Raw genomic sequence first — 26,622 nt, 5'->3', positions numbered from 1 at the left:
AACAAGAATCCAGGGAGATACGCCATGTACCAATACTTTATCGAAGGCCTGCAGCGCCTCGGCCGCGCGCTGATGCTGCCGATCGCGATCCTGCCCATCGCCGGCCTGTTGCTGCGCCTGGGCGACACCGATCTGCTGAACATCGCGATCATCCACGACGCCGGCCAGGTGATCTTCGCCAACCTGGCGATGATCTTCGCCATCGGCATCGCGGTCGGCTTCGCCAAGGACAATAACGGCACGGCGGGTCTGGCCGGGGTCATTGGCTATCTGGTGATGATCTCCACGCTCAAGGTGCTGGATGCGAGCATCAACATGGGCATGCTCGCCGGGATCGTCAGTGGCTTGATGGCCGGCGCGCTGTACAACCGCTTCAAGGACATCAAGCTGCCGGAGTACCTCGCCTTCTTCGGTGGCCGGCGCTTCGTGCCCATCGTTACCGGTTTTGCCGCCGTCGGCCTGGGCCTGGTGTTCGGCCTGATCTGGCCGCCGATCCAGCAAGGCATCAATAGTTTCGGCGCATTGATGATGGAAAGCGGCAGCTTCGGCGCGTTCGTTTTCGGCGTGTTCAACCGCTTGCTGATCGTCACCGGCCTGCACCACATCCTCAACAACATGGCGTGGTTCGTGTTCGGTAACTTCACCGACCCGACCACAGGCGCCATCGTCACCGGCGACCTGTCGCGCTACTTCGCTGGCGATCCGAAGGGCGGCCAGTTCATGACCGGCATGTTCCCGATGATGATCTTCGGCCTGCCCGCCGCGTGCCTGGCGATGTACCGCAACGCCCTGCCGGAACGGCGCAAAGTCATGGGCGGGATCTTCCTGTCGATGGCGCTGACGTCGTTTTTGACCGGTGTGACCGAGCCGATTGAGTTTGCGTTCATGTTCCTCGCGCCGATGCTGTATCTGGTGCACGCCGTGCTGACCGGCCTGTCGATGGCCATCACCAATTTGCTGAACATTCACCTCGGGTTTACTTTCTCCGGCGGCTTCATCGACATGGTGCTGGGCTGGGGTAAATCCACCAACGGTTGGTTGGTGGTGCCGGTAGGGCTGGCGTATGCCGTGATCTACTACGTGGTGTTTGATTTCTGTATTCGTCGCTTCAACCTGAAGACGCCGGGCCGTGAGGACGTGGCTTCAGCCGAGAGGGTCGTGTTCACGGACAACGAGCGCGCCGGTGCCTATATCAAAGCGTTGGGTGGTGCTGCGAACTTGATCACTGTCGGCGCTTGCACCACGCGCTTGCGCCTGGACATGGTGGATCGCAACAAGGCCAACGATGCCGAGTTGAAAGCGCTGGGGGCGATGGCCGTAGTGCGTCCGGGCAAGGGCGGGAGTTTGCAGGTGGTGGTCGGGCCGATGGCGGACAGCATTGCCGATGAGATTCGACTGGCGATGCCGGCGTTGGGTCGCGCAGTGATCAGCACCCCTGCCGCTGTTGCCGAGGAAGCAAAACCTGTCGCCGTGCCGGAAGCGCAGCAATGGCTGAATGCCTTGGGCGGTGGCGACAACGTGCTGCAAATGGATTGCATCGCCATGACCCGGATTCGCCTGCACCTGGCGGATGGCAAGGCGTTGTCGGAGTGTCAGTTGAAGGAATTGGGGTGTCAGGGTGTCAGCCAGTTGGAGGGTGGGGTTTGGCATCTGCTGATTGGCGACAAAGCGCCGAGTTTGAGTGGGGCACTGGAGGCGTTGGTTAATCGCAGCGAGGTGAGTGCCAAGGTTTAGATCTTTGGCGCCTGACCCTCCGTCTTCGCGGGCAAGCCTCGCTCCTACAGATTGATTGCATTCCCCTGTAGGAGCGAGGCTTGCTCGCGAAGAGGCCCTGACCGACACCGAAACCTCAAGGCCGATAAGCTCAAACAGACGAAGCACGCTGCTCAGCTTCGTAAAGCCGAGTTTGAAAAGGCATCAGCGTCTGAGCCTTCAGCCCCTCACTCAGCCCCTCGTACTTGGGAACAATCAACTCTCTTGATGTTCCACCACGAAAAATACTCGGGATGTAGAAACTCCCGTGTCACTGATTGCCTTAATTCTATGCTCTGACTTGCCAAGCTCTTTCAAACCAAATTCCCATACGCCGTCGGCGTGGGTATTAACGATGGGGTGGACGACCGTATCGTCAATCGAAGTCGAATAATCCAAAATTTGCAGCCATTGATTGTGCGATGCCGTACCACTCAAGCTCACTGATGTATCCGAGGTAACGCCACCGTCGGGCACTTCAACACCCTTGCTATCTTTTACTGAAGTGATGGCTGGGATTACATTTTCGGTGGTGGACATAAAGCCGCTTCTCAATGACAGTGGATGAAGGCTTATCAAACCGAAAATTCGGGTAAGCGGCTACTGTCAGAAATAACAGGTAGCCCTGTAAATCAGATAAACGGTTCTGGTCCTGATCATTTAGAAAAAGCGTGCGCTGAGCTGCTCCGACGCGATTCGCACCTTTTCGCGAGCAGGCTCGCTCCCACAATGGTCCGGTGTACGCAGTTCCAATGTGGGAGCGAGCCTGCTCACGAAGAGGCCGGGTCTATTCACGCGGGTCGATCTGATCCAACACTCGGTTCGCGGTGATTTCCGCCAGCATCACGCTGTTGGAGATGCCCAGCAGGGCGTTGCGTGAGCTGCCGTCCAGCAGGTCCACCAGGTTGTGAACCATCACGTCGACCGAGGCCAATGTCTGGACCAGATAAACCATCAGGGTTTCGCGGGTGGCCTCGGGGTTCACGGCAAACAGGGTACTGGGTGTGCGCGGTGTGGCTTTGATGTCGGCGAATGAGGGGATGTCGCGTGGTTTTGATTCGGGTTGTTGCGGGGATGTCGGATCGGTTTCTGGCGGATCGGGCGTCACTTCAGTCATACGCTATTTTCTCTGATTGAGTGCCAATCCTCCTGCTGCTAAACGAGAGGGAGGCAGCTGTACGCAGGTTAGCAGACCGGGGAATCTAGCAAAGCCGGCGCGCCCGAAGGCGCCCTGCGCACAGCCACCATCAAATGCAGGGATTGCCTGACTGATGGAGCTCGTGCAACTCACTAGAGACCCTGGGCTGCTAAACCCGATCACTGATAGGCAGTGACGGGAATCAAATTACCGACCAGCCCCAAGGCGCACAAGCCGGCGGATTCTGGCGTAGCCGTAGGCAACGGCGCAAGAATTTGTAGGTCTCGGGAAGTAACTTCGAACACGCTTTAAACACCCCATGTTTAACCGCCTGACACGCACATCCCTAGCAGCAAATGGCGGTAACTATGTACCGCCATCGCCCACGCCCCCCACTCCAAGCTGAAGGTAATTCCCACCCGCCTGGAGATTGTGCCGATGAGCACCCCCACCGCCGCACCGTCCTTTGAAGAGATCAAAGGCTATCTCAATCAGATCGGTCATCATCTGCTCAAGACCGAAACCCCATTGCTGCCCGACCAGAAACCGTCGGCCGAGCAGGTCTACCTGAATCGCCTGAACGGGCTTCTGAAGAATTACCGCGAGCAGTTTATGCGTCGCAGCCGCCCCCACTATCAAGCGCTGGCAGGCAGCGATCTGCAGAGCACGGCGGGTCAAGCGCTACTCGCCACCGTCAAGGCCTCCCTCAACACGCACTTGGCTGACATCGACCTGCGCGAGCTGATCGATGGCAAGCCCGCCAAGTCATTCATGACCTTTGAGGCCGGGTTCACCGCCATCGAACACGAAGCCCGGTTGAACGTGCAAGATCGCCTGTTGCATCCCCAGGCCGGCAGGATGCTGGCGAGCCTGACGCTGGCGCCGCCTCTGCGTCCGGGTTTGTACGCCTTGCAGTTCAGTTATCAGGACCACACTGTCGAACTGGCCGGCGCCTTTGTCGCCACGGAAAAAAACAGCCCCGTGGTGAACGACTTGTCCGACGCGCAGAACGTCGGCCATGTCTTGCTGTTCACGCCCTCGCGAGGGATTGAGTCCTTCGATTCCCTGGCCGAGCTGGACGGTCACCTGCAGCAACACATGCTGCACTCCGTCGCCCGGGACGAATTCCTGCAGATGTTGCCCGTACGCTTTCACGCCTTGAGTGCGGCGGGGATCTGGCCGTTGCAACTGTCACCCATCGACAGCGCGCCTTTGTTTGAACACCTGTACGACGCAAAGATTGCCAAACGCGCTCAGGACATCGAGCGGGCGTTGAGTTTCGTTGACAACCCGGAGCAAGACCCTGCCCGGTTAACAAGCGCCCTCGACCGCGCCATCGGTTCGGCCCTGCCGGACCTCACGCTGCGCCTGGAATTGCGGGCGCAAACCCTGCTCGAACGGAGCTTGCGACTGAGCGCACCCGACTGGTATCGCAGCGCCAGCGCAACCCGGCGAGCCGAATTGGCCGTTCACCTCGGGCACTACAACCAGGCGCGCCAGGGCCTATTGGATCTGCTGGGCCCGGCAACCAATCCTCAGTCCCTGGCTCGTCACCAATGGCTTGAACGGCTCGGCGATGATCTGGAGATTCATGATCTGGAGCCGCAACACCTGTGGGTCAGCACCCGTCGTCACGTCCCCGGTTTCGGCGTTTATGAACATCAGCACAACCTGATCGACCTGGCCCTGCGTGGCCTGCACACCGGCGACGAACTCCCAGGCTCGGACTTCCTCGGAAAAACCACCCTGCGCTACCGCGACGCGCCCTTGCCCGAGTCGTACAAGGACCTGACCCCGGCGTGGCTCGCGCAGCAACTGACGACCCTGCAACCCCGGGTCGACTTCGCCAATGTGCAAACTCAGTTGCATGCCCGGCCAGAACTGCAGCAAGCCATCGAGCACATGCTCGATCAGCGGATCAATGCCCTGGCCTTCACCGCCGTGATGCAAGGTCATTTACAGGAGAATGACTTCCAGCTGATCCAGCGCCTGCGCGCCGGCAGCGATCCGCAACTGAGCGCCGCCACCCTCGGCGCGGGCACGCTGTCACTGCACGGCGCGCAACTTCAGGACTTGTGGGTGCTACGTCAGGTTGACGCCGACGGGGCGATCAAGCGTCTGCTGCTGTGCACGCCGGAGGCGCCGCGGGACCAGCAATTCCAGGCCTTCGACACGGAGCTCGCCTGTCAGCAGCATCTGCTCGGCTGGGCCCGGGACGTCGCGGTTGCCGGCATGGGCGACTACTTGATCAGCCGCGCCCCCCTGCGGTTTCGCCACAGCATGCAACAGGTCTTGTCCGGCCTCAGCGACAAGCCGGGCGCGCATCAGCAAAACGAGGTCACGTTCGCGGTGGCCGCCAGCCAGGGTGATTGCCTGAAGTCGATGGCCGCCCATGTGTTGGCCACGCGGGTCGACGACTACGACTTCAGCACGCCGCTCTGGTACCGCTCGGCCAGCGTCGAAACCCGGCGCAAACTCGCGACACTGGCCGAGGACGCCGAAGGTGCCTTGCGTACCTTCGACGATCATCCGTTGTCGCAAAAGCGCTTTCCGAGCTTCGAGGCTTACCTGCATGAGCAGGCCAGGAAAAGCTTGAACGCGCTGCTCCAGCGCACCGCCAATGATGTCGATCCAGATACCGTGTGGGCCTTGTCGCCACCTGCGATTGTCGGCAACTGGACACCTGCGCCGCTGACGTATACCCAGCTGTACCGCGATGGCTACGCCGACGGCGTGGGTTTTCTCGATGAAAAATTCTCGCGCTCGGCACGATTCAAAGGCCCGCCGGGTGTCGACCTGAGTCTGCTGACCGCCGAAAAAGTCGCGCGTTCGATCACCGGCGTGTGGATCGGCCAGCGCTACATCGACAAGGTCAGGGCTGAACTGCAAAGCCCTGAAAGTCCTGGCTATGACTTGAGACGCAACGTCACCCTGGTCATCACCCAGCAGCAGATGCAAAGTGCCGCGCTTGAGTGCCAGCAACAAGGGCACCTCAGCAGCGCCGACCTGCAATGGCTCGAACGCAGTATCGCCAGCCTCGGCGAGACCTCGCCGCAAACCCGCCACCGCTACGCGGTCCATCGTTTGATGATCGACGGCGAATGGGTCATCGACACCTGGCTGTTCAGCCATGGCGACAACCCGGTCCTGCTCTATACCCCGCAGGCTCCCGACGGCATCAGCTTCCGCCAAGCCAGGCGGTTCAACTACCTGCTGAAAAAACAGCCCGGCATGCTCGCCTACCTCACCCGACGGGTCGGCGTGCAATCCCAGACCCGGGTTCGCGCATTTCTGGAGGACGCCAAACAACAACTGCCCGAACAACTGGACAGCACCAGCGTCAGCCCTGCGCGCTACGATTCGACCCGTTCGGTGGCCCCGGTGCCCGACCTGCGCAACGCGCTGTACAACATGAAACTGCAACGCAAGATCGACGACGTTGCCGCCACCACCGTCAACCGCGCCCAGATGATCGGCGGCATACTCTGGACCTGCATCGAATGGGTGACCGCGATTGCCACCGCGCCCTTCCCGATCCTGAGCCTGAGCGCCGGCCTGCTGCTGGCCTTCAAGGACGCCATGCTCGCGTTGCATGCGTACAACCAGGGCGATACGTCGGCGGCGCTTGATCATTTCGCCGGTTACCTGCTCAACAGTGCCGGCGCGTTATTCACCGACTTGCGTCCCGCCCTGCACTCACTCAAACCCGTGGGTCGATCGCTGCGCTTGAGTAGCGCCGGTGCCGAGCAAAGCCGCGCGATGCAACTGATCCACCAACTGGAACCTGCCGCGCTGCCGCCCACGCAGATACGCCCGGTAATGTTCGAAGGGCGGGCCCTTTGGACGACAAACACCCCGGATGCCATCGGCCGCTACTTGCTGTATCGCCTGGACCCGCACGGTCAATTGGCCTCGACCGGACGCCTGGTCACCCCGGATGCCGACGGTATTCTGGTGCGCAGCGGTGTGTCCGGCGGTGGTCCGAAATATCAACCGGTACAGGAAACCCCCGGGCCGCACAAAGACTACGGGATACCAGCGAAACACCGGGATCAGCTTGAAAGCGTCATGGACCCGCAGTTCAGGACCGGCATCGTCGATATGGGCAGATCGATGTTCCCCTCAGCGCAACCGGTACTGGACAGCGCCGTCAAACAGTTGAGCAATGCGCGCATCGCCTACCTGCAACAGGTCGAGCGCCTGACCACGGACGCCCGGGCGTTTTTCAGGGATTACGTCCCCCTGCCCGCCGTCACCCAGGTTCCACCTGTCCCGACCGACCTGTCCATGGCGCAGTGGCTCGCCAGCGATACCTTTAGCGGCAACAAGAGCCTGATCATCGGTGCCGTACCGGGCTCCATTGCCAGCAAACAGCTGTTGATCGCTCATTTGGATGGGCTGATCGAGAAGGGATTCAAGCGTCTGTACGTGGAATATCTGCCGGGTGACGTCTTCCCGATAAAACTGGAAAAACTCAACTCGGGCAAATCCTGGCAGCACATCGAGAATCACCTCAAAGCCATGGACAAAGCCCTCGGTTACGCGCCGGACGCGGAGTATTCCTACCTCGCCCTGGTGCGCAAGGCCAGGGATAAGGGCCTGCAAATACGCGCCCTGGACGCCTCGACCTGTTATCAACTGGAGGATGTCCTGCTCATGGGCGAGTCCTCGCCGGCCACGCCAAAGGATAACGGCGTGAGGAATTTCTATTCCCACAAAGTCATTGCCGCCGATGCCGCCGACGCCCCGGATGAGCGCTGGATCGCCCTGGTTGAACAGTCGCGCCTGCGCACATTCAAACAGACACCTGGCCTGGCGGACCTGCAAGACGCCGTGGCGCTGCGAGTCGAAGACGTCGGGCTGGATCAACCCGCCGGCCTCTGGGTCGACACCCCAGGCGCGATACCCGGGGATGCACTGGCCAAAGGCGACTACCGCATGACACTGCCCACTGCGTACAAGGCGCCCGAGCCAAGCACCCCGCCAGCAGCCATCGCACCCGAACCAAGCGTTCAGCATTTCAGCGATTTCGATATCGACCCGTCCTTGCGGGAGGACATTGCTCGCCTGTCGAGCCGGCCCCATGGCCTGGACAGCCGTTACGCACCTTTGAGTCAGAGCGGTCAAGGTCCGTTCGAGGCCTTTCTCGAGCGACGCTCCAACCTGAACACCACCGCCGAGCGCTTTTTTGCTGACTATGTGCCGCCCGCCAGACCGGCACTGCCCGAGATCACGGCGAGTACAACGGCGGAATCGTTTCTGAGACAGGTGGCCGACAGCCCTCTGACGGGGCTGGTGATCGGCGAGGCCCATGCCCATGAGTCGAGCAAGGCGCTGCTCAGAAAGCAGATGAAAAACCTCAAGAAGATGGGGTTCAAAACCCTTTACGTTGAACACCTGTTGACTGACCTGCACCAGGCCCACCTGGATGCATTCCACCTGACCCAACGAATGCCCAACCGGCTCAAGGCCTACCTCAGAAACCAGGACGCGGGCCACATGGGCCCCTTCTACAGCGGCCCCGATACTTACTCGCAAGTGATCCAGGCTGCCGGCAAGTACGGCATCCGCGTCAGGGCCCTCGACTGCACCGCCAGCTATCACATCAAAGGCATGGATAACGGGGATTTGGCCCGCAACCAGATGTTCAGCTACTTCGCCGCCCAGGTCATCCGCGCCGATCAGGCGACACAGGGCCAGCACAAATGGATCGCCTTCGTCGGCAGCGCCCACACCAACAATAACCTTGGGGTGCCGGGGCTGGCGGAAATGCTCGGCGCGGCCAGCCTGCATGTCAGGGATACCGCGCTGGCACGGGCCAGGAGCATCCACCGTGGCTTCTGGGAAACCGACCTCAAGTCACTGACGACGAGGGCCTTGCGCAGCGACTACACACTGGAAGTGGGTATTGCCGGCATGCCAAGACCGGCGGCCATCGTCCCTGTCGACAGGTCAAGATTGATCCACGCCGGGCACTACCTGATCGAACGCCCATCCACGGCAGAGATCAATTTGCTTCACAAATCCAAAAACGGGGACATCGTTTCAACCCCGATCGAGATCGACGATAACGGGCTGTTTTTTATTAATCGCTGGGTCAAGCAAGCGCGACGGTTCAAATACCTGCTCGCCCTGCTCGACATGCTCGAACAGGAGGTGAGCCTGGTCCCCGCGCCGTGAAGATCCCTGGCGCCTGATGGTTCGCCTTCGCGAGCAAGCCCGCTCCCACATCGGCGCTATGTACACCGAACCAGTGTGGGAGCGGGCTCGCTCGCGAAGAGGCCCTGACAAACACTACAAAATCAAAAGCCCGCTGACCTGCACAGTTTCATACCTGCGGGCAATAAAAAACCCGCTGATCTGCATCAGCGGGTTTCTCATTTCAGCGAGCCGGCAGGATCAGAAATCCTCCAACCGCCACACTTCATAAGCCGGCGTCTCATACGGATGGCTGAGTTTCAACGCAGCCACCGCGGCCACGATCAACTCATCCGCCACCACCAGCTCAACCTTCCATTCCTCAACCTGTTCGACCTGCCCCGCTTGGCCAATAAACGGCTGACTGCCATCCAGTGGACGAAACTGGCCCAGACCGAGCACCTGCCATGCGCAGTGATCATAAGCGCCGATCCGCCCGCCACCGGCGGCGAATACGGCACTCTTGACCTGTTCCACATGACTGGCCGGAACGAAAAAGCAGAGCTTGTACACAGGCCTTAGTTCACCCAGACGCGCGCGTTACGGAACATACGCATCCAAGGTGCGTCTTCGTTCCAGTCTTCCGAACGCCACGAGTTCTGCACGGCGCGGAATACGCGTTCCGGGTGCGGCATCATGATCGTTACGCGACCGTCGCGGCTGGTCAAACCGGTGATCCCGCGCGGCGAGCCGTTCGGGTTGGCCGGGTAGTTTTCGGTGACTTTGCCGTGGTTGTCGACGAAACGCATTGCTACGCAACCGGACAGATCGGCTTCCAGCAGGGCTTCTTCGCTTTCGAACTCGGCATGACCTTCACCGTGTGCGATGGCGATTGGCATGCGCGAACCGGCCATGCCTTGCAGGAAGATCGAGTTCGATTCCTGGACCTGAACCATCGCCACGCGGGCTTCGAACTGCTCGGAACGGTTGCGCACGAAGTGCGGCCAGAACTCGCTGCCCGGAATCAGTTCGTGCAGGTTGGACATCATCTGGCAACCGTTGCACACGCCGAGGGTGAAGCTGTCGTTACGTTCGAAGAAACCCTGGAACGCATCGCGAGCGCGGCTGTTGAACAGCGCAGACTTGGCCCAGCCTTCGCCGGCACCCAATACGTCGCCGTAGGAGAAACCGCCGCAAGCGACCATGCCCTTGAAGTCGTTCAGATCAACACGGCCGGCGAGGATGTCGCTCATGTGCACGTCGATCGCGTTGAAACCGGCGCGATCGAAGGCGGCGGCCATTTCCACCTGACCGTTGACGCCCTGCTCACGCAGTACGGCAACTTGTGGGCGGATGTTTTTCTTGATGTAAGGCGCGGCGACGTCCTGGTTGACGTCGTAGCTCAGCTTGACGCTCAGGCCCGGGTTGTCTTCTTCCAGCAACACGTCGAACTCTTGCTCGGCGCAGTCGGCGTTGTCACGCAGACGCTGGATCTGGTAGCTGGTTTCCGCCCAGGTGCGCTGCAGCAGACGACGCTGGCCTTCGAACACGGTTTCGCCGTTGAAGGTGATGTTGATCTGGCCGTTGTTCATCGGCTGACCGATCACCGACACGCAATCGCCCAGGCCAGCAGCGCTGAACTGCGCGAGGATGTCCGGGGTGGCGTCCTGGCGAACCTGAATCACGGCGCCCAGTTCTTCGTTGAACAGGATCGCGGCGATGTCGGCGGAGGTTTCCGCCAGGCCATCGAGGTTCAGGCTCAAACCGCAGTGACCGGCGAAGGCCATTTCCACGACGCTGGTCAGCAAACCACCGTCGGAACGGTCGTGGTACGCCAGCAGGTGACCGTCGGCGTTGAGGCCCTGGATCACGGCGAAGAAGGCTTTGAGGTCTTCGGCATCATCGACGTCCGGCGCTTGCGAGCCGAGCTTGCCGTGCACCTGGGCCAGGATCGAGGCGCCCATGCGGTTCTGGCCACGACCCAGGTCGATCAGGATCAGGTCGGTGGTGCCCTTGTCCATGCGCAGTTCCGGGGTCAGGGTCTGACGGATGTCAGCCACTGGCGCGAAACCGGTCACGATCAGGGACATCGGCGAGGTGACAGTCTTGTCGACGCCTTCGTCGTTCCAGCGCGTGGCCATGGACATGGAGTCCTTGCCCACCGGAATGGTAATGCCCAGGTCCGGGCACAGTTCCATGCCGACCGCTTTAACGGTGTCGTACAGACGCGCGTCTTCGCCCGGGTGACCGGCCGCCGACATCCAGTTCGCCGACAACTTGATGTCGGAGATCTTGTTGATGCGCGACGCGGCGATATTGGTCAGGGTTTCGCCGATGGCCATGCGGCCCGACGCCGGAGCGTCCAGCAGCGCCAGCGGAGTACGCTCGCCCATGGCCATGGCTTCACCGGTGTAAACGTCGAAACTGGTGGCGGTCACGGCAACGTCAGCCACCGGAACCTGCCACGGGCCGACCATTTGGTCACGGGCCACGAGGCCGGTGATGGTGCGGTCGCCGATGGTGATCAGGAAGCTTTTGCTCGCCACGGCCGGGTGATGCAGAACGCGTTCAACGCAGTCTGCAATCTCCAGAGTCGACGGATCGAAGTCGTCGCCCAGTTCGTTTTCACGAACGGCCGAACGGTGCATGCGCGGGGCTTTGCCCAGCAGCACTTCGAGTGGCATGTCCACCGGGCTGTTGCCGAAGTGGCTGTCGGTGACCGTCAGTTGCGGTTCGGCAGTGGCTTCGCCGACCACGGCAAACGGGCAACGCTCACGTTCGCAGATCGCCTGGAAGCGTTCGAAGTCCGCAGGGCCGACCGCCAGAACGTAGCGTTCCTGGGATTCGTTACTCCAGATTTCGTGCGGGGCCATGCCCGGCTCGTCGTTTGGAATGTTGCGCAGTTCGAAGCGGCCACCACGGTTGCCGTCGTTGACCAGTTCCGGGAAGGCGTTGGACAAACCGCCCGCACCCACATCGTGGATGAAGCTGATCGGGTTTTTGTCGCCCAACTGCCAGCAACGATCGATGACTTCCTGGCAGCGACGTTCCATCTCAGGGTTTTCGCGCTGTACGGATGCGAAGTCCAGGTCCGCCGAGCTGGTGCCGGTGGCCATGGAGGAAGCGGCGCCGCCACCCAGACCGATCAACATCGCCGGGCCCCCGAGGACGATCAGCTTGGAGCCGACGGTGATTTCGGCTTTCTGTACGTGTTCGGCACGGATGTTACCCATGCCGCCAGCCAGCATGATCGGCTTGTGGTAACCGCGAACTTCGTCGCCACGCGGGGTGGTGATCGACTGTTCGAAGGTACGGAAGTAACCGGTCAGGGCTGGACGGCCGAATTCGTTGTTGAACGCGGCGCCACCCAGTGGGCCTTCGATCATGATGTCCAGCGCGGTCACGATGCGCTCAGGCTTGCCATACGGCACTTCCCACGGCTGTTCGAAGCCCGGGATTTGCAGGTTGGAGACGGTGAAACCGGTCAGGCCAGCCTTGGGCTTGGCGCCGCGACCGGTCGCGCCTTCGTCGCGAATCTCGCCGCCGCTACCGGTGGATGCGCCCGGGAACGGGGCAATCGCGGTCGGGTGGTTGTGCGTCTCGACTTTCATCAGGATGTGCACCGGTTCCTGCACCGCACCGTACTGGCGGGTTTCAGGGTCCGGGAAGAAACGGCCGGCGACGTTGCCGACGATCACCGAAGCGTTGTCCTTATAAGCCGACAGAACGCCTTCGCTGTGCATCACGTAGGTGTTCTTGATCATGCCGAACAGGCTTTTTTCCTGGCTCTGGCCGTCGATGTCCCAACTGGCGTTGAAGATCTTGTGACGGCAGTGCTCGGAGTTCGCCTGGGCGAACATCATCAGTTCGATGTCGTGGGGGTTGCGCTTCAAGCCGATGAAGGCGTTGACCAGATAGTCGATCTCGTCTTCGGCCAGGGCCAGGCCCAGCTCGGTGTTGGCTTTTTCCAGCGCGGCACGGCCGCCGCCCAACACATCGATCGCGGTCAGGGGCTTGGGTTCGGCGTGGCTGAACAGACCGGCAGCCTGTTCGAGGTTGCCCAGCACGATTTGCGTCATGCGGTCGTGCAGCACGTCAGCAATCAATTGCGCTTCGGCGTCGCTGAACTGGCCAGCCACATAGAACGCAATGCCGCGCTCCAGGCGCTGGATCTTGCTCAGACCGCAGTTGCGAGCGATGTCGCTGGCTTTACTGGACCATGGCGAGATGGTGCCGAAACGCGGCAACACCAGGAACAGACGGCCGGTCGGTTCTTGCACCGGGACACTTGGGCCGTACTTCAGAAGGCGCGCAAGCACCTGCTGTTCGTCGCCGGTCAGGACGCCGGTGACTTCGGCGAAGTGAGCGAATTCAGCATACAAGCCGCTGACAGCCGAAACTTTCTGGCTCAGTTGCTCAAGGAGTTTGCTGTGGCGAAAGGCAGAAAGGGCAGGAGCGCCGCGCAGGATCAACATCTTCGGGACAGCCTCGGGAAGGGGTGTGCTTTGAGGCCGTGCATTCTAGCCTAAACCGCCCGCGACATCACCCGAAACGGTACGGGCGGCATAACCCGGGCGTCGGGCCGGGTAACAGGGCCTCAAGCCGGTGCTTATCGGGGGTTATTTTTTCTGTCACAAAATGCTGTTCGGGCCCATTCCTGCGGGCTCCGGGCAGGTTTTCGATTCTCTAGCAGACTAGCCCTTCTCTGTCGAGATATGGCGCTTGCGGTCCTTTGCGTATACTGCGCAGATGTTTTCCCCAACGGCTTTGCGTCCGCGGTACGCCAAATGGCTGATCGCAACCGGACTCTTCCTGATGCTCAGTGGCTGTGTTGATAAACCCAACACGCTGGAGCGCGTAAAGGAGGATGGCGTGCTGCGGGTGATCACCCGGAACAGCCCCGCCACCTACTTTCAGGATCGTAACGGTGAAACCGGCTTCGAATACGAGCTGGTGAAGCGCTTTGCCGAAGATCTGGGGGTCAAGCTCAAAATCGAGACGGCTGACAACCTCGACGACCTGTTCAATCAGGTGGGCAAGCCTAACGGCCCGGTGCTGGCTGCTGCCGGCCTGGTCAGCAGCGAGCAACGCAAAAAGCAGGTGCGATTTTCCCACTCTTATCTGGAAGTCACCCCACAGATCATCTATCGCAACGGCCAGTCACGGCCCACCGATGCCGGTGATCTGGTCGGCAAGAAGATCATGGTGCTCAAGGGCAGCACCCACGCCGAGCAATTGGCAGAACTGAAAAAGAAATATCCCGGCATAGAATACGAAGAGTCCGACGCGGTTGAAGTCGTCGACCTGTTGCGGATGGTGGATGAAGGCCAGATCGACCTGACCCTGGTCGATTCCAATGAAGTGGCGATGAACCAGGTCTACTTCCCCAACATCCAGGTCGCTTTCGACCTTGGCGACGCCAGCAACCAGAGCTGGGCGGTGGCCGCCGGCGAAGACAACAGCCTGCTCAACGAGATCAACGCCTACCTCGACAAGGTGCAAAAGAACGGCACCCTGCAACGCTTGAAAGACCGTTATTACGGCCACGTCGACGTACTCGGCTACATGGGCGCCACCACCTTCGCCCAGCACTTGCAACAACGCCTGCCCAAATACGAACAGCACTTCAAGAACTACGCCAAGAAAGAGAAAGTCGACTGGCGCCTGCTGGCCGCGATCGGCTATCAGGAATCGCTGTGGCAACCGGCGGTCACCTCCAAGACTGGCGTGCGCGGCCTGATGATGCTGACCCAAAACACGGCGCAAGCCATGGGCGTGTCCAATCGCCTCGACCCCAAGCAGAGCATCATGGGCGGTGCCAAGTACCTGGCCTACATGAAGGATCAACTGGACGAGTCAATCCAGGAACCGGATCGCACCTGGTTTGCCCTGGCGGCCTACAACGTCGGCAGCGGTCACCTGGATGACGCGCGCAAACTGGCGGCCAAGGAAGGATTGAACCCGGACAAGTGGCTGGATGTGAAGAAGATCCTGCCTCGACTTTCAGAGAAAAAGTGGTTCAGCAAAACCCGTTACGGCTACGCCCGGGGCGGCGAGCCGGTGCACTTCGTGGCGAACATCCGTCGCTACTACGACATCCTGACCTGGGTGACGCAGCCGCAGCTTGAAGGCGATCAAGTGGCCGAAGGCAACCTGCACGTGCCGGGGATCGACAAGACCAAGCCGAGCCAGGAAACGCCGCCGCTCTAGATCTTTGATCGTTCCCACGCTCCGCGTGGGAATGCATCTCCTGACGCTCTGCGTCAGTTGGTGAAGCGGAACGCGGAGCGTCCCCGGCGGCATTCCCACGCGGAGCGTGGGAACGATCATCGCGGACCAACACAATCCCGTAGGCGCGAGGCTTGCCTGCGAAGGTAGCGCCGCCTATCTCAACCCTTGAGTGCCGCCGCCAGGATCAATGCTTTCATCTCCGAAACCGCCGACTTGAAGCCGACAAACAACGCATGGGCCACCAGCGCATGGCCGATGTTCAGTTCGTTGATGCCCTTGATCGCCGCCACGGCTTCGACGTTGTGATAATGCAGGCCATGGCCGGCATTGACGATCAAGCCCTGGGTCAAACCAAACGCCACGCCATCCGCCACACGCTTCAGCTCTTCAGCCACGTCGGTTGGCGTCTCGGCGTCGGCGTAACGACCGGTGTGCAGTTCGATAGCGGGAGCGCCCACACGCTTGGACGCCGCGATCTGCCGCTCATCGGCGTCGATGAACAGCGACACTTCACAACCGATTTTCGACAGGCGATCCACCGCTGCCTTGATCCGCGCTTCCTGCCCGGCCACGTCCAGTCCGCCCTCGGTGGTCAGCTCCTGACGGGTTTCCGGCACCAGACAAATGTGCGCCGGACGGATGCGCTCGGCGAACGCCATCATTTCTTCGGTGACGCCCATTTCGAAGTTCATACGGGTTTGCAGCACGTCCTTGAGCAGCAACACGTCGCGCTCCTGGATGTGCCGACGGTCTTCGCGCAGGTGCACGGTGATGCCGTCAGCGCCCGCCTCTTCCGCGTCCAGTGCTGCCTTGACCGGATCCGGGTAACGAGTGCCCCGGGCCTGACGCAGGGTGGCAACGTGGTCGATGTTCACGCCAAGAAGAATGCGATTGCTGGTGGTCACGGAAGCGCTCCTGAGAGAGGTAAGTTCGGTGCACAGCATACGGGGTGATCAGGGCTTGCGAAACAGTTCGCGACTGACCAGCGGACGACCGCCCAAGTGAACGGCCAACGCCTGGCGCATCAAACGCTTGGCGGCCGATAGTGCGCCGGGGGCTGACCAGTCAGCTTCGGCCATGGCCAGTAGTTCGGTGCCGTTGAACAGGCCCGGTTGCAGCAGGTAAACCCGCTCCAGCCCGGCATCCACTTGCAGACGATAGAGCCCGTCCGGCGCGATGGGATCGCCATGGATGTCGGTATTCAGCGCGAAGCCATAGCCGAGATCATCCAACAGACGCCATTCGAAGGAGCGCAGCAACGGCTCCAGCGGACGGCCTTCAGCCAAGGCGAGCAGCGTCGCGGCGTAGTGATCGAAGACACCGGGATGCGGATCTTCGGCCGGCAGCAGGCGAATCAGCAGTTCATTGAGGTAGAGGCCACTGAACAGTGCCTCGCCGATGAGCCAGGTAGAAGTGCCCGCACTTTCCATGCGCCCGACATTCTTCAGCTCCCCTCGCCCGCGAAACTCGACTTCCAGCGGCACAAACGGCCGCGCCAGTGTCCCGGCCTTGCCCCGCGCACTGCGCAACACCGCCCGCAGCCGACCTTGCGGCGTGAGGAAATCCACCAACGCACTGGTTTCGCGGTAGGCGCGACTGTGGAGCACGTAGGCGAGTTGGCCGATGGGTTGGGTTTGAGACATGGAAGTCAGGATACTCAAGAGAGGAACGCGATCTTATAAACCACCTGAAACTAATGTGGGAGCGAGCTTGCTCGCGATGGCGATCTGTCAGTCAACTTTGATGTTGAGTTTCAGGACCTCATCGCGAGCAAGCTCGCTCCCACATGGGTTCTTCGGTGTTTCTGGATCCGGTGTTACAGGTCGCCATAACCCAGCGAACGCAGCGCGCGTTCGTCATCGGACCAGCCGCCTTTCACTTTCACCCAGAGGTTGAGCATGATCTTGGAGTCGAACAGCAGCTCCATGTCCTTGCGCGCCTCGGTGCCGATACGTTTGATGCGCTCGCCCTTGTCGCCAATGATGATCTTCTTCTGGCCGTCACGTTCAACGAGGATCAACGCATGGATGTGCAGGGTTTTGCCCTGCTGCTTGAACTCTTCGATTTCGACGGTGATCTGGTACGGCAGCTCGGCGCCCATCTGGCGCATGATTTTTTCACGCACCAGTTCAGCGGCGAGGAAACGGCTGCTGCGGTCGGTGATCTGGTCTTCCGGGAAGAAGTGCTCGTTTTCCGGCAGGTAACCGGCGATCACGCGCTCCAGCGCTTCGAGGTTGTGTCCGTGCTGGGCCGAGATCGGCATGATCTGCGCGTTCGGCAGCTGTTCCTGCAACCAGCTCAGGTGTGGCATCAGCTCGGCTTTGTCTTCGATGCGATCGGTCTTGTTCAGCGCCACGATCAAAGGGCCGGTCACGTATTGGACGCGCTCGAGGACCATCTGGTCTTCGTCGGTCCACTTGGTGCGGTCAACCACGAAGATCACCACGTCGACATCTTTCAACGCCGCCGAAGCGGTTTTGTTCATGTAGCGGTTCAGTGCCTTTTCGCCACCCTTGTGCATGCCCGGGGTGTCGACGTAAACGGCCTGGATGGCGCCTTCGGTCTTGATGCCCAGCATGTTGTGACGGGTGGTTTGCGGCTTGCGCGAGGTGATCGCCAGCTTCTGGCCCAGTATGTGGTTCAGCAGCGTGGACTTGCCCACGTTGGGACGGCCGACGATGGCAACATAGCCACAGCGTGTTGCGGTTGTATCAGTCATTGCCATTCTCCACACCCAGGGCAATCAGTGCTGCGGCGGCCGCTACCTGTTCGGCAATACGACGACTCACACCCTGACCTCGGCTTTTTTCATTCAGTAAGGTGATTTCGCATTCGACGAAGAAGACTCGGCAATGCGGCTCACCCTGGATATCCACCACTTCGTAACGTGGCAGCTCACAGCCCCGCGATTGCAGGAATTCCTGCAGGCGGGTTTTCGGATCTTTGTTGGTGTCGACCAGGGTCAGGCCCTCGAACTCACCGGCCAGCCAGGCCAACACGCGCTCGCGCGCCATGTCCATACCGGCGTCCAGGTAGATCGCACCGATCAGCGCTTCCAAGGCATCGGCCAGAATCGACTCGCGACGGAAACCGCCACTCTTCAATTCCCCGGACCCCAGGCGCAGGTAATCGCCCAGATCGAAACCACGGGCCAGTACGGCCAGGGTCTCACCTTTCACCAGACGTGCGCGCAAACGCGACAACTGGCCTTCGCGGGCCAGCGGGAAGCGATCGAACAGCGCCTCGCCAGCGACGAAGTTAAGGATGGCATCACCGAGGAATTCCAGGCGTTCGTTGTTACGCCCGGCAAAACTGCGGTGAGTCAGGGCCAGGACCATCAGTTCCTGGTCCTTGAAGGTGTAGCCGAGCTGACGCTCTAGACGACTTAAGGAGACGCTCACGGTTTACCCACGCTGAGTTCGTGGTTGGATTCCACCGCCATCGCCGTGATGCGGCGCAGGCTTGGGACAATTAACGCTGTGTTCAAAAATTACGTCCTGAATATCATTGTTTTCATGCGTCCAGCGCCGAATGTGTCGACTCCAGAAATGCATTCGGCGCTGTGTTCAACAGCGCCGTGTGTGATTACTTGATCAGGCCAACCCGCGAGAAATTCGGCAGGTGACTGAGTTTGGGTTCCGGCCAGCTCATCCAGACTGCGAAAGCCTTGCCGACGATATTCTTGTCGGGAACCATGCCCAGCAGATCCTTGGGAATAGTCGGATCATCCCAGTAGCGACTGTCGTTGGAGTTGTCGCGGTTGTCGCCCATCATGAAGTAGTGCCCGGCAGGCACGGTCCAGGTATGGTCCGGCGTTGCGCGGTAGCGGCTCATTTCCTTGCGGATCTGGTGCTCCGCCGCACCGAGTTTTTCTTCGTACAGTTCGGCGCTGCCCAACGTGCCCGGCTCGGAGCCGACCAGTTGCTCGGCGATCGACTCACCGTTGACGAACAGGCGCTTGTCGGCGGTGTAACGAATCTGGTCACCCGGCAGGCCCACTACACGCTTGATGTAGTTGACGTTCGGATCGCTCGGATAGCGGAACACCATCACATCGCCACGCTGTGGATCACCGACTTCGATGACTTTCTTGTCGATCACCGGCAGGCGGATCCCGTAAGAAAACTTGTTCACCAGAATGAAGTCGCCAACGTCCAGGGTCGGTTTCATCGAGCCGGAAGGAATCTGGAACGGTTCCACCAGGAACGAACGCAGCACCAGCACGATGAACAACACCGGGAAGAACGACTTGCCGTATTCGACCAGCAGCGGCTCTTTGTTCAGTTTCTCGACCACCACGCCATCAGGCTGGCTGACGCGGCCCTGATAGGAGGTAATGGCGGCACGCCGACGCGGCGCCAGGAAAACCAGATCGAGCAACGCCAACAGGCCGCAGACGAACACGGCGATGACCAGCAACAGCGGGAAATTTAGTGACATAGGACCTAACTATCCAACCTGAGCACTGCAAGGAAGGCTTCTTGTGGAATTTCCACGTTACCGACTTGCTTCATGCGTTTTTTACCGGCCTTTTGCTTTTCCAGCAGTTTCTTCTTACGGCTAACGTCACCGCCGTAGCATTTGGCCAATACGTTCTTTCTGAGTGCCTTGACGGAGGTTCGAGCGATGATCTGCCCGCCAATGGCGGCCTGGATCGCGACGTCGAACATCTGGCGCGGAATCAGTTCTTTCATCTTCTCGGTCAACTGGCGACCTTTGTAGTGCGCGTTATCTTTGTGCACGATCAGCGCCAGGGCGTCGACCTTGTCACCGTTGATCAGCACATCCAGTTTCACCAGATTAGCTGATTGATAACGATCGAAATGGTAATCCAGCGAAGCATAGCCGCGACTGGTGGATTTCAGACGGTCGAAGAAGTCCAGGACCACTTCGTTCATCGGCAAATCGTAGGTCACCTGGACCTGGGAACCGAGGAACAGCATGTCGTGTTGTACGCCACGCTTTTCGATACACAGGGTAATGACGTTGCCCAGGTGCTCTTGCGGCACAAGAATATTGGCCCGCACGATCGGTTCACGCATGTCTTCGATCGAGGACAGGTCTGGAAGCTTCGACGGGTTATCGACGTAAATCGTTTCACCGGTTTTCAGCAACAGTTCGAAAATGACCGTCGGCGCCGTGGTGATCAGGTCCAGGTCGTACTCGCGCTCGAGACGCTCCTGGATGATTTCCATGTGCAGCATGCCGAGGAACCCGCAACGGAAGCCGAAGCCCAGGGCGTCGGAGCTTTCCGGGGTGTACTGCAGGGACGAGTCGTTGAGCGTGAGCTTTTGCAGGGCTTCACGGAAATCTTCGAAGTCGTCGGAGCTGACCGGGAACAGACCGGCGTAAACCTGCGGCTGAATGCGTTTGAAGCCGGGCAGCACGTCAACGTCGGGGGTGGAGCTCAAGGTCAGGGTGTCACCGACCGGTGCACCGTGAATGTCCTTGATACCGGCGATGATGAAGCCCACTTCGCCGGCCTTCAGGTCAACGGTGGCGGTGTGTTTCGGGTTGAAGACGCCGACGCTGTCCACCAGATGGATCTTGCCGGTGGACTTGACCAGAATCTTGTCGCCCTTGCGCACGCGACCGTGGCGCACACGTACCAGGGAAACAACGCCCAGGTAGTTGTCGAACCAGGAGTCGATGATCAACGCTTGCAGCGGATCTTCGTAGTTGCCGGTCGGCGCAGGAATGGTGTGAACCAGGCGTTCGAGGACTTCATCGACGCCCAGGCCGGTCTTGGCACTGCACTCGACCGCATCGGTGGCATCGATACCGATGATTTTTTCGATTTCGTCTTTGACGCGGTCCGGATCAGCCTGTGGCAGGTCGATCTTGTTCAGCACCGGCATCACTTCCAGGCCTTGCTCGATCGCCGTGTAGCAGTTGGCAACCGACTGCGCCTCGACACCCTGACCGGCATCGACCACCAGCAACGCACCTTCACAGGCCGCCAGCGACCGACTGACTTCATAGGTGAAGTCAACGTGGCCGGGGGTGTCAATGAAGTTCAGCTGGTACTTGATGCCATCGCGAGCCGTGTAATAAAGGGTGACGCTGTGGGCCTTGATGGTGATCCCGCGTTCACGTTCCAGGTCCATGGAGTCCAGCACCTGGGCTTCCATTTCGCGCTCGGCAAGGCCGCCGCACATCTGGATGAAGCGATCGGCCAGCGTCGACTTGCCATGGTCAATGTGGGCGATGATGGAGAAATTGCGGATATGACTCAAATCACTCACGGATCAACACTCAAAAAGGCTGCAGGCATAGCCCGCCGAAAAATAGCCGGGAATTGTACCTGATCCGCGGCGCAAGCGTCACGTTCGCAGGTCAGACGGCGAATACAAAAACGCCCCGGTCTTGCGACAAGGGCGTATTCAGCGAACGGCAAGGTCAGGAAAAACCCGGAATCAACCGGCCCGACGCAACAACCAGACCCCGGCCAGGGCGCAGACTCCGGCCGGTACCAGCACCGCAAACAGCGGCGAGAAACCGAACACCAGGCTGGAAGGCCCGAGCAGGTCCTGGACGATACGGAAGGTGAAGCCCACCAGCACACCGGTAAACACCCGCTGACCGAGGGTCACCGAACGCAGCGGACCGAAGATGAAGGAAATTGCCATCAGCACCAGCGCGGCGGTCACTAATGGCTGCAACACCTTGACCCAAAACGCCAGCCAATAGCGACCGTTGGCCAGGCCCTGATCAGCCAGGTAATGGATGTAGCCCCACAGGCCGGTGATCGACAACGACTCGGGCGCCATTACCACCGTGCTCAGCAACTGCGGACTTAACGCAACTTCCCAGCGCTCGACCGGTGAGTTGACCACTTCAGTATTCTTTTCATGGAACAGCGTGGTCGTCACATCCGTGAGCTGCCAGTGATCCTTGTCGAACTCCGCACGCTTGGCGAAGCTCGCCGACAGCATATGGCGCTCTTTGTCGAAGTGATAACGGGTCACGCCATACAACAGGCCATTAGGCTGTACGGAGTTGACGTGGATGAACTCGTCACCCTGGCGATGCCATAGACCGTGCTTGGCGCTTTGCGCATCGCCGCTGCCCTGGGCCAACGAACGGTTGGCCTGGGCGGTGACTTCGGTGGCGGGCGCCACGTACTCGCCGATCAATACCCCGACGATCATCAGGACCAGCATCGGCTTCATGACCGCCCAGACGATCCGCCCGATCGACACGCCAGCGGCGCGCATGATGGTCAGTTCGCTGTTGCTGGCCAGACTGCCGAGGCCGATCAGGCAACCGATCAGCGCCGCCATCGGCAACATGTCGTACAGACGCCGTGGCGCGGTGAGCAGCACGTAGCTCAGGACATCCATCAAGGTGTAGGTGTCGCTGGCGTCACTCATTTCATCGATGAAGGCGAACAGCGTCGCCAGACCGAGAATGATCCCCAGCACCGCCAGGATCGCCACGAAAACACTGCTACCAATGTAGCGATCGAGCTTAACCACGAGCCACCTCCAGCGCGTCGCGGCGACTCGCCAGTTTCAAGCGCATCGGCTCCCAGTAGAGCAAGGCAAGGCCGATGGCCAGGAAGAGCCCGTGCACCCACCACAAGCCCAGCGCAGCCGGGATCTTGCCCTTTTCGAGGGCGCCGCGGGCGGCAATCAGGATGGTCAGGTAAGCCATATAAAGAAGAATCGCCGGCAGCAGCTTGAGGAAACGGCCCTGGCGCGGGTTGACGCGCGACAGCGGCACCGCCATCAGGGTCACAATGAAGACCAGCAACGGCAGGGACAGGCGCCATTGCAGTTCGGTGCGCGAGCGGATGTCATCACTGCCCACCAGGGTGCTGGTGGGCATGGCATCACGGTCGGTCACTTCGTCACTGACATCAGGCTTGGGCAGCAAAACGCCGTACTCGTCGTACTTGATCTTCCGATAGTCGGCCTGCCCCGGATTACCGTCGTAGCGGTAGCCATTGTCGAGGATCAGGTAGCGGTTGCCGTCAGGGCGGATTTCCTGACGGCCCTTTTCGGCCACCAGCACGGAAATCCCGCGGTCCTTCTGATCGGAGGAAATATTCTTTTGCGAAATGAACACGCCACCCAGGTTGATGCGGTCGTCCGTCAGGGTTTCGGTGTAGGTCACCCGCGTACCGTCACGCAACGCCTGGAAGCGACCCGGCTCCAGGGTATCGAACTCGGTCAGCGCGTCCTGCTTGTTCAGCAGCAACTGAAACTGATTGGCCCCTTGCGGCGCCAGGCTCAGGCTCAGCCATGCCACGACCAGCGCCACCAGGGTGGCCGGAAACAGGGTGATACGAAACAGTCGCTGCTGGCTCATGCCGGTGGCCGACAGCACGGTCATTTCGCTTTCCAGGTACAACCGGCCATACGACAACAGGATCCCGAGGAACAGCCCCAATGGCAGGATCAGTTGCAGGAAGCCCGGCAAACGAAAGCCCATGATCAGGAACAATGAACCCGGGTCCAGTTGGCCCGAAGCCGCCTGCGCGAGGTATTTGATGAAGCGACCGCTCATGATGATGACCAGCAGCACGGCGCTGACGGCGCTCAAGGTCAACAGGACTTCGCGGGATAGGTAACGGAAGACGATCAAACCAGACACTCCAGGGTTGTCAGGCTAAGGCGGCCAAACAAACAAACGTATCGACCGGCCCGCAAGGCAGGGCCGCCGAAAAAGATGGCGCATTATCCTGTGATTGGGTGCGCCTGTCACTGCGCAAGCTCAAGCACGTGCCCAAAGCACCGAAGATCGTACAACCTAGGGTTGTCAGGCGCCGGTAGCGAGGTTCAAACTGCGGCCTTTGTCGCGGGCCGTGACCTGCGTCTTTCTATCTGTCTTTTCATCTATAGCAGCAGACGTTTGCGCACACCGTGGAACGCTGCGTGTTGACCTAATTCAGGGACCCGGACATGGAACTGGTTGTAAAAAGCGTTAACCCAGAAACGTTGAAAACCGCCACTCTGGTAGTCGCCGTCGGCGAAGGCCGCAAACTCGGCGCCGTCGCCAAACAGCTCGACGAACTGAGCGGTGGCGCCATCAGCGCCGTACTCAAGCGCGGCGACCTGGCCGGCAAAGTCGGCCAGAGCCTGTTGCTGCACAGCCTGCCGAACCTCAAAGCCGACCGCGTGTTGCTGGTGGGCGTGGGCAAGGACGAAGAGCTGGGCGACCGCCCCTTCCGTAAAATCATCGCCGGCGTCCTCAATACGCTTAAAGGCCTGGGCGGCAGCGATGCTGTGCTGGCGCTGGACGAAATCGTGGTCAAAGGCCGCGACAGCTACGGCAAGACCCGTCTGCTGGCCGAAACTCTGGTGGACGGCGAATACACCTTCGACCAGTTCAAGAGCCAGAAAGCCGAGCCTCGCGCCCTGAAAAAAGTCACCCTGGTGACCATTAAGGCTGCACAAGCAGAAGTCGAGCGCGCCGTGGCCCACGCCACCGCGATCGCCAACGGCATGGCTTTCACCCGTAACCTGGGCAATCTGCCGCCGAACATCTGCCACCCGACGTTCCTCGGCGAACAAGCCAAAGACCTCGGTAAAGAATTCAAAAGCCTGAAAGTCGAAGTCCTCGATGAGAAGAAAATCAAGGACCTCGGAATGGGCTCGTTCTACGCCGTCGGCCAGGGCAGCGCCCAGCCACCGCGCCTTATCGTCATGCAATACAACGGCGGCAAGAAATCCGAGAAGCCGTACGCCCTGGTCGGCAAAGGCATCACCTTCGACACCGGCGGCATCAGCCTCAAGCCTGGCCTGGGCATGGACGAGATGAAGTACGACATGGGCGGCGCCGCCAGCGTGTTCGGCACCCTGCGTGCCGTGCTCGAACTGAAACTGCCGATCAACCTGGTGTGCATCCTGGCCTGCGCCGAGAACATGCCGAGCGGCAATGCTTCGCGCCCTGGCGACATCGTCACCACCATGAGCGGCCAGACCGTAGAAATCCTCAACACTGACGCCGAAGGCCGTCTGGTGTTGTGCGACGCCCTGACCTACTCCGAACGCTTCAAGCCACAGGCCGTGATCGATATCGCGACCCTGACCGGTGCGTGCGTGGTTGCGCTGGGTGCTCACACCTCTGGCCTGCTGGGCAACAACGACGAACTGATCGGCCAACTGCTGAGCGCCGGCCGTTCGGCTGACGATCGCGCCTGGCAACTGCCGCTGTTCGATGAGTACCAGGAGCAACTGGACAGCCCGTTTGCCGACATCGCCAACATCGGCGGCCCGAAAGCCGGCACCATCACCGCTGCCTGCTTCCTGTCGCGCTTCACCAAGAACCTGAACTGGGCGCACCTGGACATCGCCGGCACCGCATGGACCAGCGGCGGCAAAGACAAGGGCGCCACTGGCCGTCCGGTTCCATTGCTGACCCAATACCTGCTGGACCGCGCCAAAGCCTGAAACCGATGACCCTGAGTGGCGTTGTTTTCGGACAACGCCGCTCATGGCTCAGGAACCGCAATGACCAAAGTCGACTTCTATATCCTGCCCAGCGCCGATCCGTCGGCGCGGCTGGATTTTGCCTGCAAGCTCACCGAAAAAGCCTGGCGTATGGGCCATCGCATCTACCTGCATTGCAGCGATGCGGCTCAGCGTGACGACCTCGATGCGCGTCTGTGGGCGTTCAAAGGTGAAGCCTTCGTGCCTCATGGGCCCGCCGAAAGCGAACCGGACAGTTTGATTGTCCTCGGCCTTGGTGATGACTGCGGTGCGCATCAGGATCTGCTGGTCAATCTCGACCTGAAGGTCCCGGCCTTCGCCAGCAAGTTCGCCCGAGTGGCGGAAGTGGTGGTGGAAGATCCGACGATTCGTGCGGCGGCGCGGGAGAGTTTCCGTTTCTACCGCGAACAAGGCTATCCTCTGCAAGATCACCGTTTACAGCGACTCTGAGCATTCCGATGGACACTCCAAAACCGCCACAAAAGTCCGCGCACCTGCTGGATGACCTCGAGTCGATCCGCCAACTGCTCGGCGATGACAACCTGCAACCGCCGTTGTTGACCGACACGGTCAATGAAGACGAACAGGAACAGATTCCGATGTTGTTCGACAACGCTGGCGACACATCGCCCGCCGTCGAGCCTGCACCCGCTGCCCAACCGGCCGCAGCCGCCAAAGGCCCCGATGCCCTGCTGCACCTGGACAGCGAACTGCGCGCCGCCGCGCAATTGATCATGCAAGACGTGATCGACGACTTCGCGCCGCATATCGAAACCGAGATCAAGCGTCGGCTGGATGCGCGGATGGAGCGGCTGCTGAGCCAGTACGAGTAATAAGCCCGCCGCAGCCTTCCCTGTAGGAGCGAGGCTTGCCCGCGAAAGCGGTGTGTCAGGCATGTCCATGCTGGCAGACACGACGCCTTCGCGG

General features: G+C 60.4%; 18 protein-coding genes. 6 read left to right on the top strand and 12 right to left on the bottom strand.

The annotated features are described in order from the left end of the window. The first annotated feature begins 24 nt into the window (after positions 1 to 24). Positions 25 to 1,734 (top strand): N-acetylglucosamine-specific PTS transporter subunit IIBC, encoded by a 1,710-nt coding sequence (gene nagE, locus BK667_RS05465; protein ID WP_123597013.1) that lies wholly within the window; start codon positions 25 to 27, stop codon positions 1,732 to 1,734. A 234-nt stretch (positions 1,735 to 1,968) separates the two neighbouring features. Here the strand turns inward: nagE and BK667_RS05460 are convergent, their stop codons facing one another. Next, on the bottom strand, positions 1,969 to 2,292 hold the full coding sequence (locus BK667_RS05460) for a hypothetical protein (RefSeq protein WP_123597012.1): 324 nt from the start codon (positions 2,290 to 2,292) through the stop codon (positions 1,969 to 1,971). Positions 2,293 to 2,539: 247 nt separating this feature from the next. Next, the gene (locus tag BK667_RS05455; RefSeq protein ID WP_123507887.1) at positions 2,540 to 2,869 is read right to left on the bottom strand and encodes a DUF6124 family protein; all 330 of its coding nucleotides are present in this window, start codon (positions 2,867 to 2,869) and stop codon (positions 2,540 to 2,542) included. A gap of 459 nt (positions 2,870 to 3,328) precedes the next feature. Between BK667_RS05455 and BK667_RS05450 the strand changes: the two genes are divergently transcribed. Continuing rightward, positions 3,329 to 9,070, top strand: a complete 5,742-nt coding sequence (locus tag BK667_RS05450) for a membrane-targeted effector domain-containing toxin (protein ID WP_123597011.1) — start codon at positions 3,329 to 3,331, stop codon at positions 9,068 to 9,070. Positions 9,071 to 9,289: 219 nt separating this feature from the next. Here the strand turns inward: BK667_RS05450 and BK667_RS05445 are convergent, their stop codons facing one another. Continuing rightward, entirely contained in the window at positions 9,290 to 9,601 is a 312-nt protein-coding gene (locus BK667_RS05445; RefSeq protein ID WP_123597010.1) for a YqfO family protein, read from the bottom strand. Positions 9,602 to 9,606: 5 nt separating this feature from the next. Further along, positions 9,607 to 13,503: a phosphoribosylformylglycinamidine synthase gene (gene purL / locus BK667_RS05440; RefSeq protein ID WP_123597009.1), complete on the bottom strand. Its 3,897-nt coding sequence runs from the start codon at positions 13,501 to 13,503 to the stop codon at positions 9,607 to 9,609. A 274-nt stretch (positions 13,504 to 13,777) separates the two neighbouring features. On the opposite strand from purL, the gene mltF reads away from it, so the two are divergent. Continuing rightward, positions 13,778 to 15,238 (top strand): membrane-bound lytic murein transglycosylase MltF, encoded by a 1,461-nt coding sequence (mltF, locus tag BK667_RS05435; RefSeq protein WP_123507879.1) that lies wholly within the window; start codon positions 13,778 to 13,780, stop codon positions 15,236 to 15,238. 179 nt (positions 15,239 to 15,417) lie between these two features. Here the strand turns inward: mltF and pdxJ are convergent, their stop codons facing one another. From pdxJ to lptF, 8 genes are all read right to left on the bottom strand, one after another. After that, positions 15,418 to 16,164, bottom strand: coding sequence for a pyridoxine 5'-phosphate synthase (pdxJ, locus tag BK667_RS05430; protein WP_123597008.1), 747 nt, complete (start codon positions 16,162 to 16,164; stop codon positions 15,418 to 15,420). 48 nt (positions 16,165 to 16,212) lie between these two features. Further along, positions 16,213 to 16,902, bottom strand: coding sequence for a DNA repair protein RecO (gene recO, locus BK667_RS05425; protein WP_123597007.1), 690 nt, complete (start codon positions 16,900 to 16,902; stop codon positions 16,213 to 16,215). A gap of 173 nt (positions 16,903 to 17,075) precedes the next feature. Further along, positions 17,076 to 17,978 carry a GTPase Era gene (era, locus tag BK667_RS05420; protein WP_054054777.1) on the bottom strand — a complete coding sequence of 301 codons (903 nt, stop codon included), beginning with the start codon at positions 17,976 to 17,978 and terminating at the stop codon, positions 17,076 to 17,078. Then, a complete protein-coding gene (gene rnc, locus BK667_RS05415; RefSeq protein WP_123507875.1) occupies positions 17,971 to 18,660 on the bottom strand; it encodes a ribonuclease III in 690 nt (229 codons plus the stop codon). Before rnc ends, era begins: the two co-directional genes overlap by 8 nt. A gap of 184 nt (positions 18,661 to 18,844) precedes the next feature. Beyond that, positions 18,845 to 19,699 (bottom strand): signal peptidase I, encoded by an 855-nt coding sequence (gene lepB, locus BK667_RS05410; RefSeq protein ID WP_123597006.1) that lies wholly within the window; start codon positions 19,697 to 19,699, stop codon positions 18,845 to 18,847. A 5-nt stretch (positions 19,700 to 19,704) separates the two neighbouring features. Further along, positions 19,705 to 21,504 (bottom strand): translation elongation factor 4, encoded by a 1,800-nt coding sequence (gene lepA, locus BK667_RS05405; RefSeq protein WP_123507871.1) that lies wholly within the window; start codon positions 21,502 to 21,504, stop codon positions 19,705 to 19,707. 171 nt (positions 21,505 to 21,675) lie between these two features. Then, positions 21,676 to 22,737, bottom strand: a complete 1,062-nt coding sequence (gene lptG / locus BK667_RS05400; RefSeq protein WP_123507869.1) for an LPS export ABC transporter permease LptG — start codon at positions 22,735 to 22,737, stop codon at positions 21,676 to 21,678. Continuing rightward, complete coding sequence (lptF, locus tag BK667_RS05395; RefSeq protein WP_123507867.1) at positions 22,730 to 23,848, bottom strand: LPS export ABC transporter permease LptF; 1,119 nt, start codon at positions 23,846 to 23,848, stop codon at positions 22,730 to 22,732. Before lptF ends, lptG begins: the two co-directional genes overlap by 8 nt. Before the next feature lie 317 nt (positions 23,849 to 24,165). Between lptF and BK667_RS05390 the strand changes: the two genes are divergently transcribed. Genes BK667_RS05390 through BK667_RS05380 form a run of 3 tightly spaced genes read left to right on the top strand, consistent with a single transcriptional unit; the run spans position 24,166 to position 26,528 of the window. Then, positions 24,166 to 25,656 (top strand): leucyl aminopeptidase, encoded by a 1,491-nt coding sequence (locus tag BK667_RS05390; RefSeq protein WP_123507865.1) that lies wholly within the window; start codon positions 24,166 to 24,168, stop codon positions 25,654 to 25,656. Positions 25,657 to 25,716: 60 nt separating this feature from the next. Next, a complete protein-coding gene (locus BK667_RS05385) occupies positions 25,717 to 26,145 on the top strand; it encodes a DNA polymerase III subunit chi (RefSeq protein WP_123507863.1) in 429 nt (142 codons plus the stop codon). Between the two features lie 8 nt (positions 26,146 to 26,153). Continuing rightward, positions 26,154 to 26,528, top strand: coding sequence for a DNA polymerase III subunit chi (locus BK667_RS05380; RefSeq protein WP_123507861.1), 375 nt, complete (start codon positions 26,154 to 26,156; stop codon positions 26,526 to 26,528). Positions 26,529 to 26,622 lie beyond the last annotated feature (94 nt).

It is taken from the genome of Pseudomonas frederiksbergensis (assembly GCF_003732705.1).
In the GTDB taxonomy this organism is placed as follows: Bacteria; Pseudomonadota; Gammaproteobacteria; order Pseudomonadales; family Pseudomonadaceae; genus Aquipseudomonas; species Aquipseudomonas frederiksbergensis_F.
Note: the sequence above shows the minus strand (reverse complement) of the source record. Positions and strands in the feature narration are given on the sequence as shown.

Bases quoted from the DNA above. Each gene is read 5' to 3' on its own strand.
- purL (WP_123597009.1), bottom strand. From the start codon at position 13,503: ATGTTGATCCTGCGCGGCGCTCCTGCCCTTTCTGCCTTTCGCCACAGC.
- BK667_RS05455 (WP_123507887.1), bottom strand. From the start codon at position 2,869: ATGACTGAAGTGACGCCCGATCCGCCAGAAACCGATCCGACATCCCCG.
- BK667_RS05460 (WP_123597012.1), bottom strand. From the start codon at position 2,292: ATGTCCACCACCGAAAATGTAATCCCAGCCATCACTTCAGTAAAAGAT.
- BK667_RS05450 (WP_123597011.1), top strand. From the start codon at position 3,329: ATGAGCACCCCCACCGCCGCACCGTCCTTTGAAGAGATCAAAGGCTAT.
- BK667_RS05380 (WP_123507861.1), top strand. From the start codon at position 26,154: ATGGACACTCCAAAACCGCCACAAAAGTCCGCGCACCTGCTGGATGAC.
- mltF (WP_123507879.1), top strand. From the start codon at position 13,778: ATGTTTTCCCCAACGGCTTTGCGTCCGCGGTACGCCAAATGGCTGATC.
- lepB (WP_123597006.1), bottom strand. From the start codon at position 19,699: ATGTCACTAAATTTCCCGCTGTTGCTGGTCATCGCCGTGTTCGTCTGC.
- era (WP_054054777.1), bottom strand. From the start codon at position 17,978: ATGACTGATACAACCGCAACACGCTGTGGCTATGTTGCCATCGTCGGC.
- recO (WP_123597007.1), bottom strand. From the start codon at position 16,902: ATGTCTCAAACCCAACCCATCGGCCAACTCGCCTACGTGCTCCACAGT.
- BK667_RS05390 (WP_123507865.1), top strand. From the start codon at position 24,166: ATGGAACTGGTTGTAAAAAGCGTTAACCCAGAAACGTTGAAAACCGCC.
- BK667_RS05385 (WP_123507863.1), top strand. From the start codon at position 25,717: ATGACCAAAGTCGACTTCTATATCCTGCCCAGCGCCGATCCGTCGGCG.
- nagE (WP_123597013.1), top strand. From the start codon at position 25: ATGTACCAATACTTTATCGAAGGCCTGCAGCGCCTCGGCCGCGCGCTG.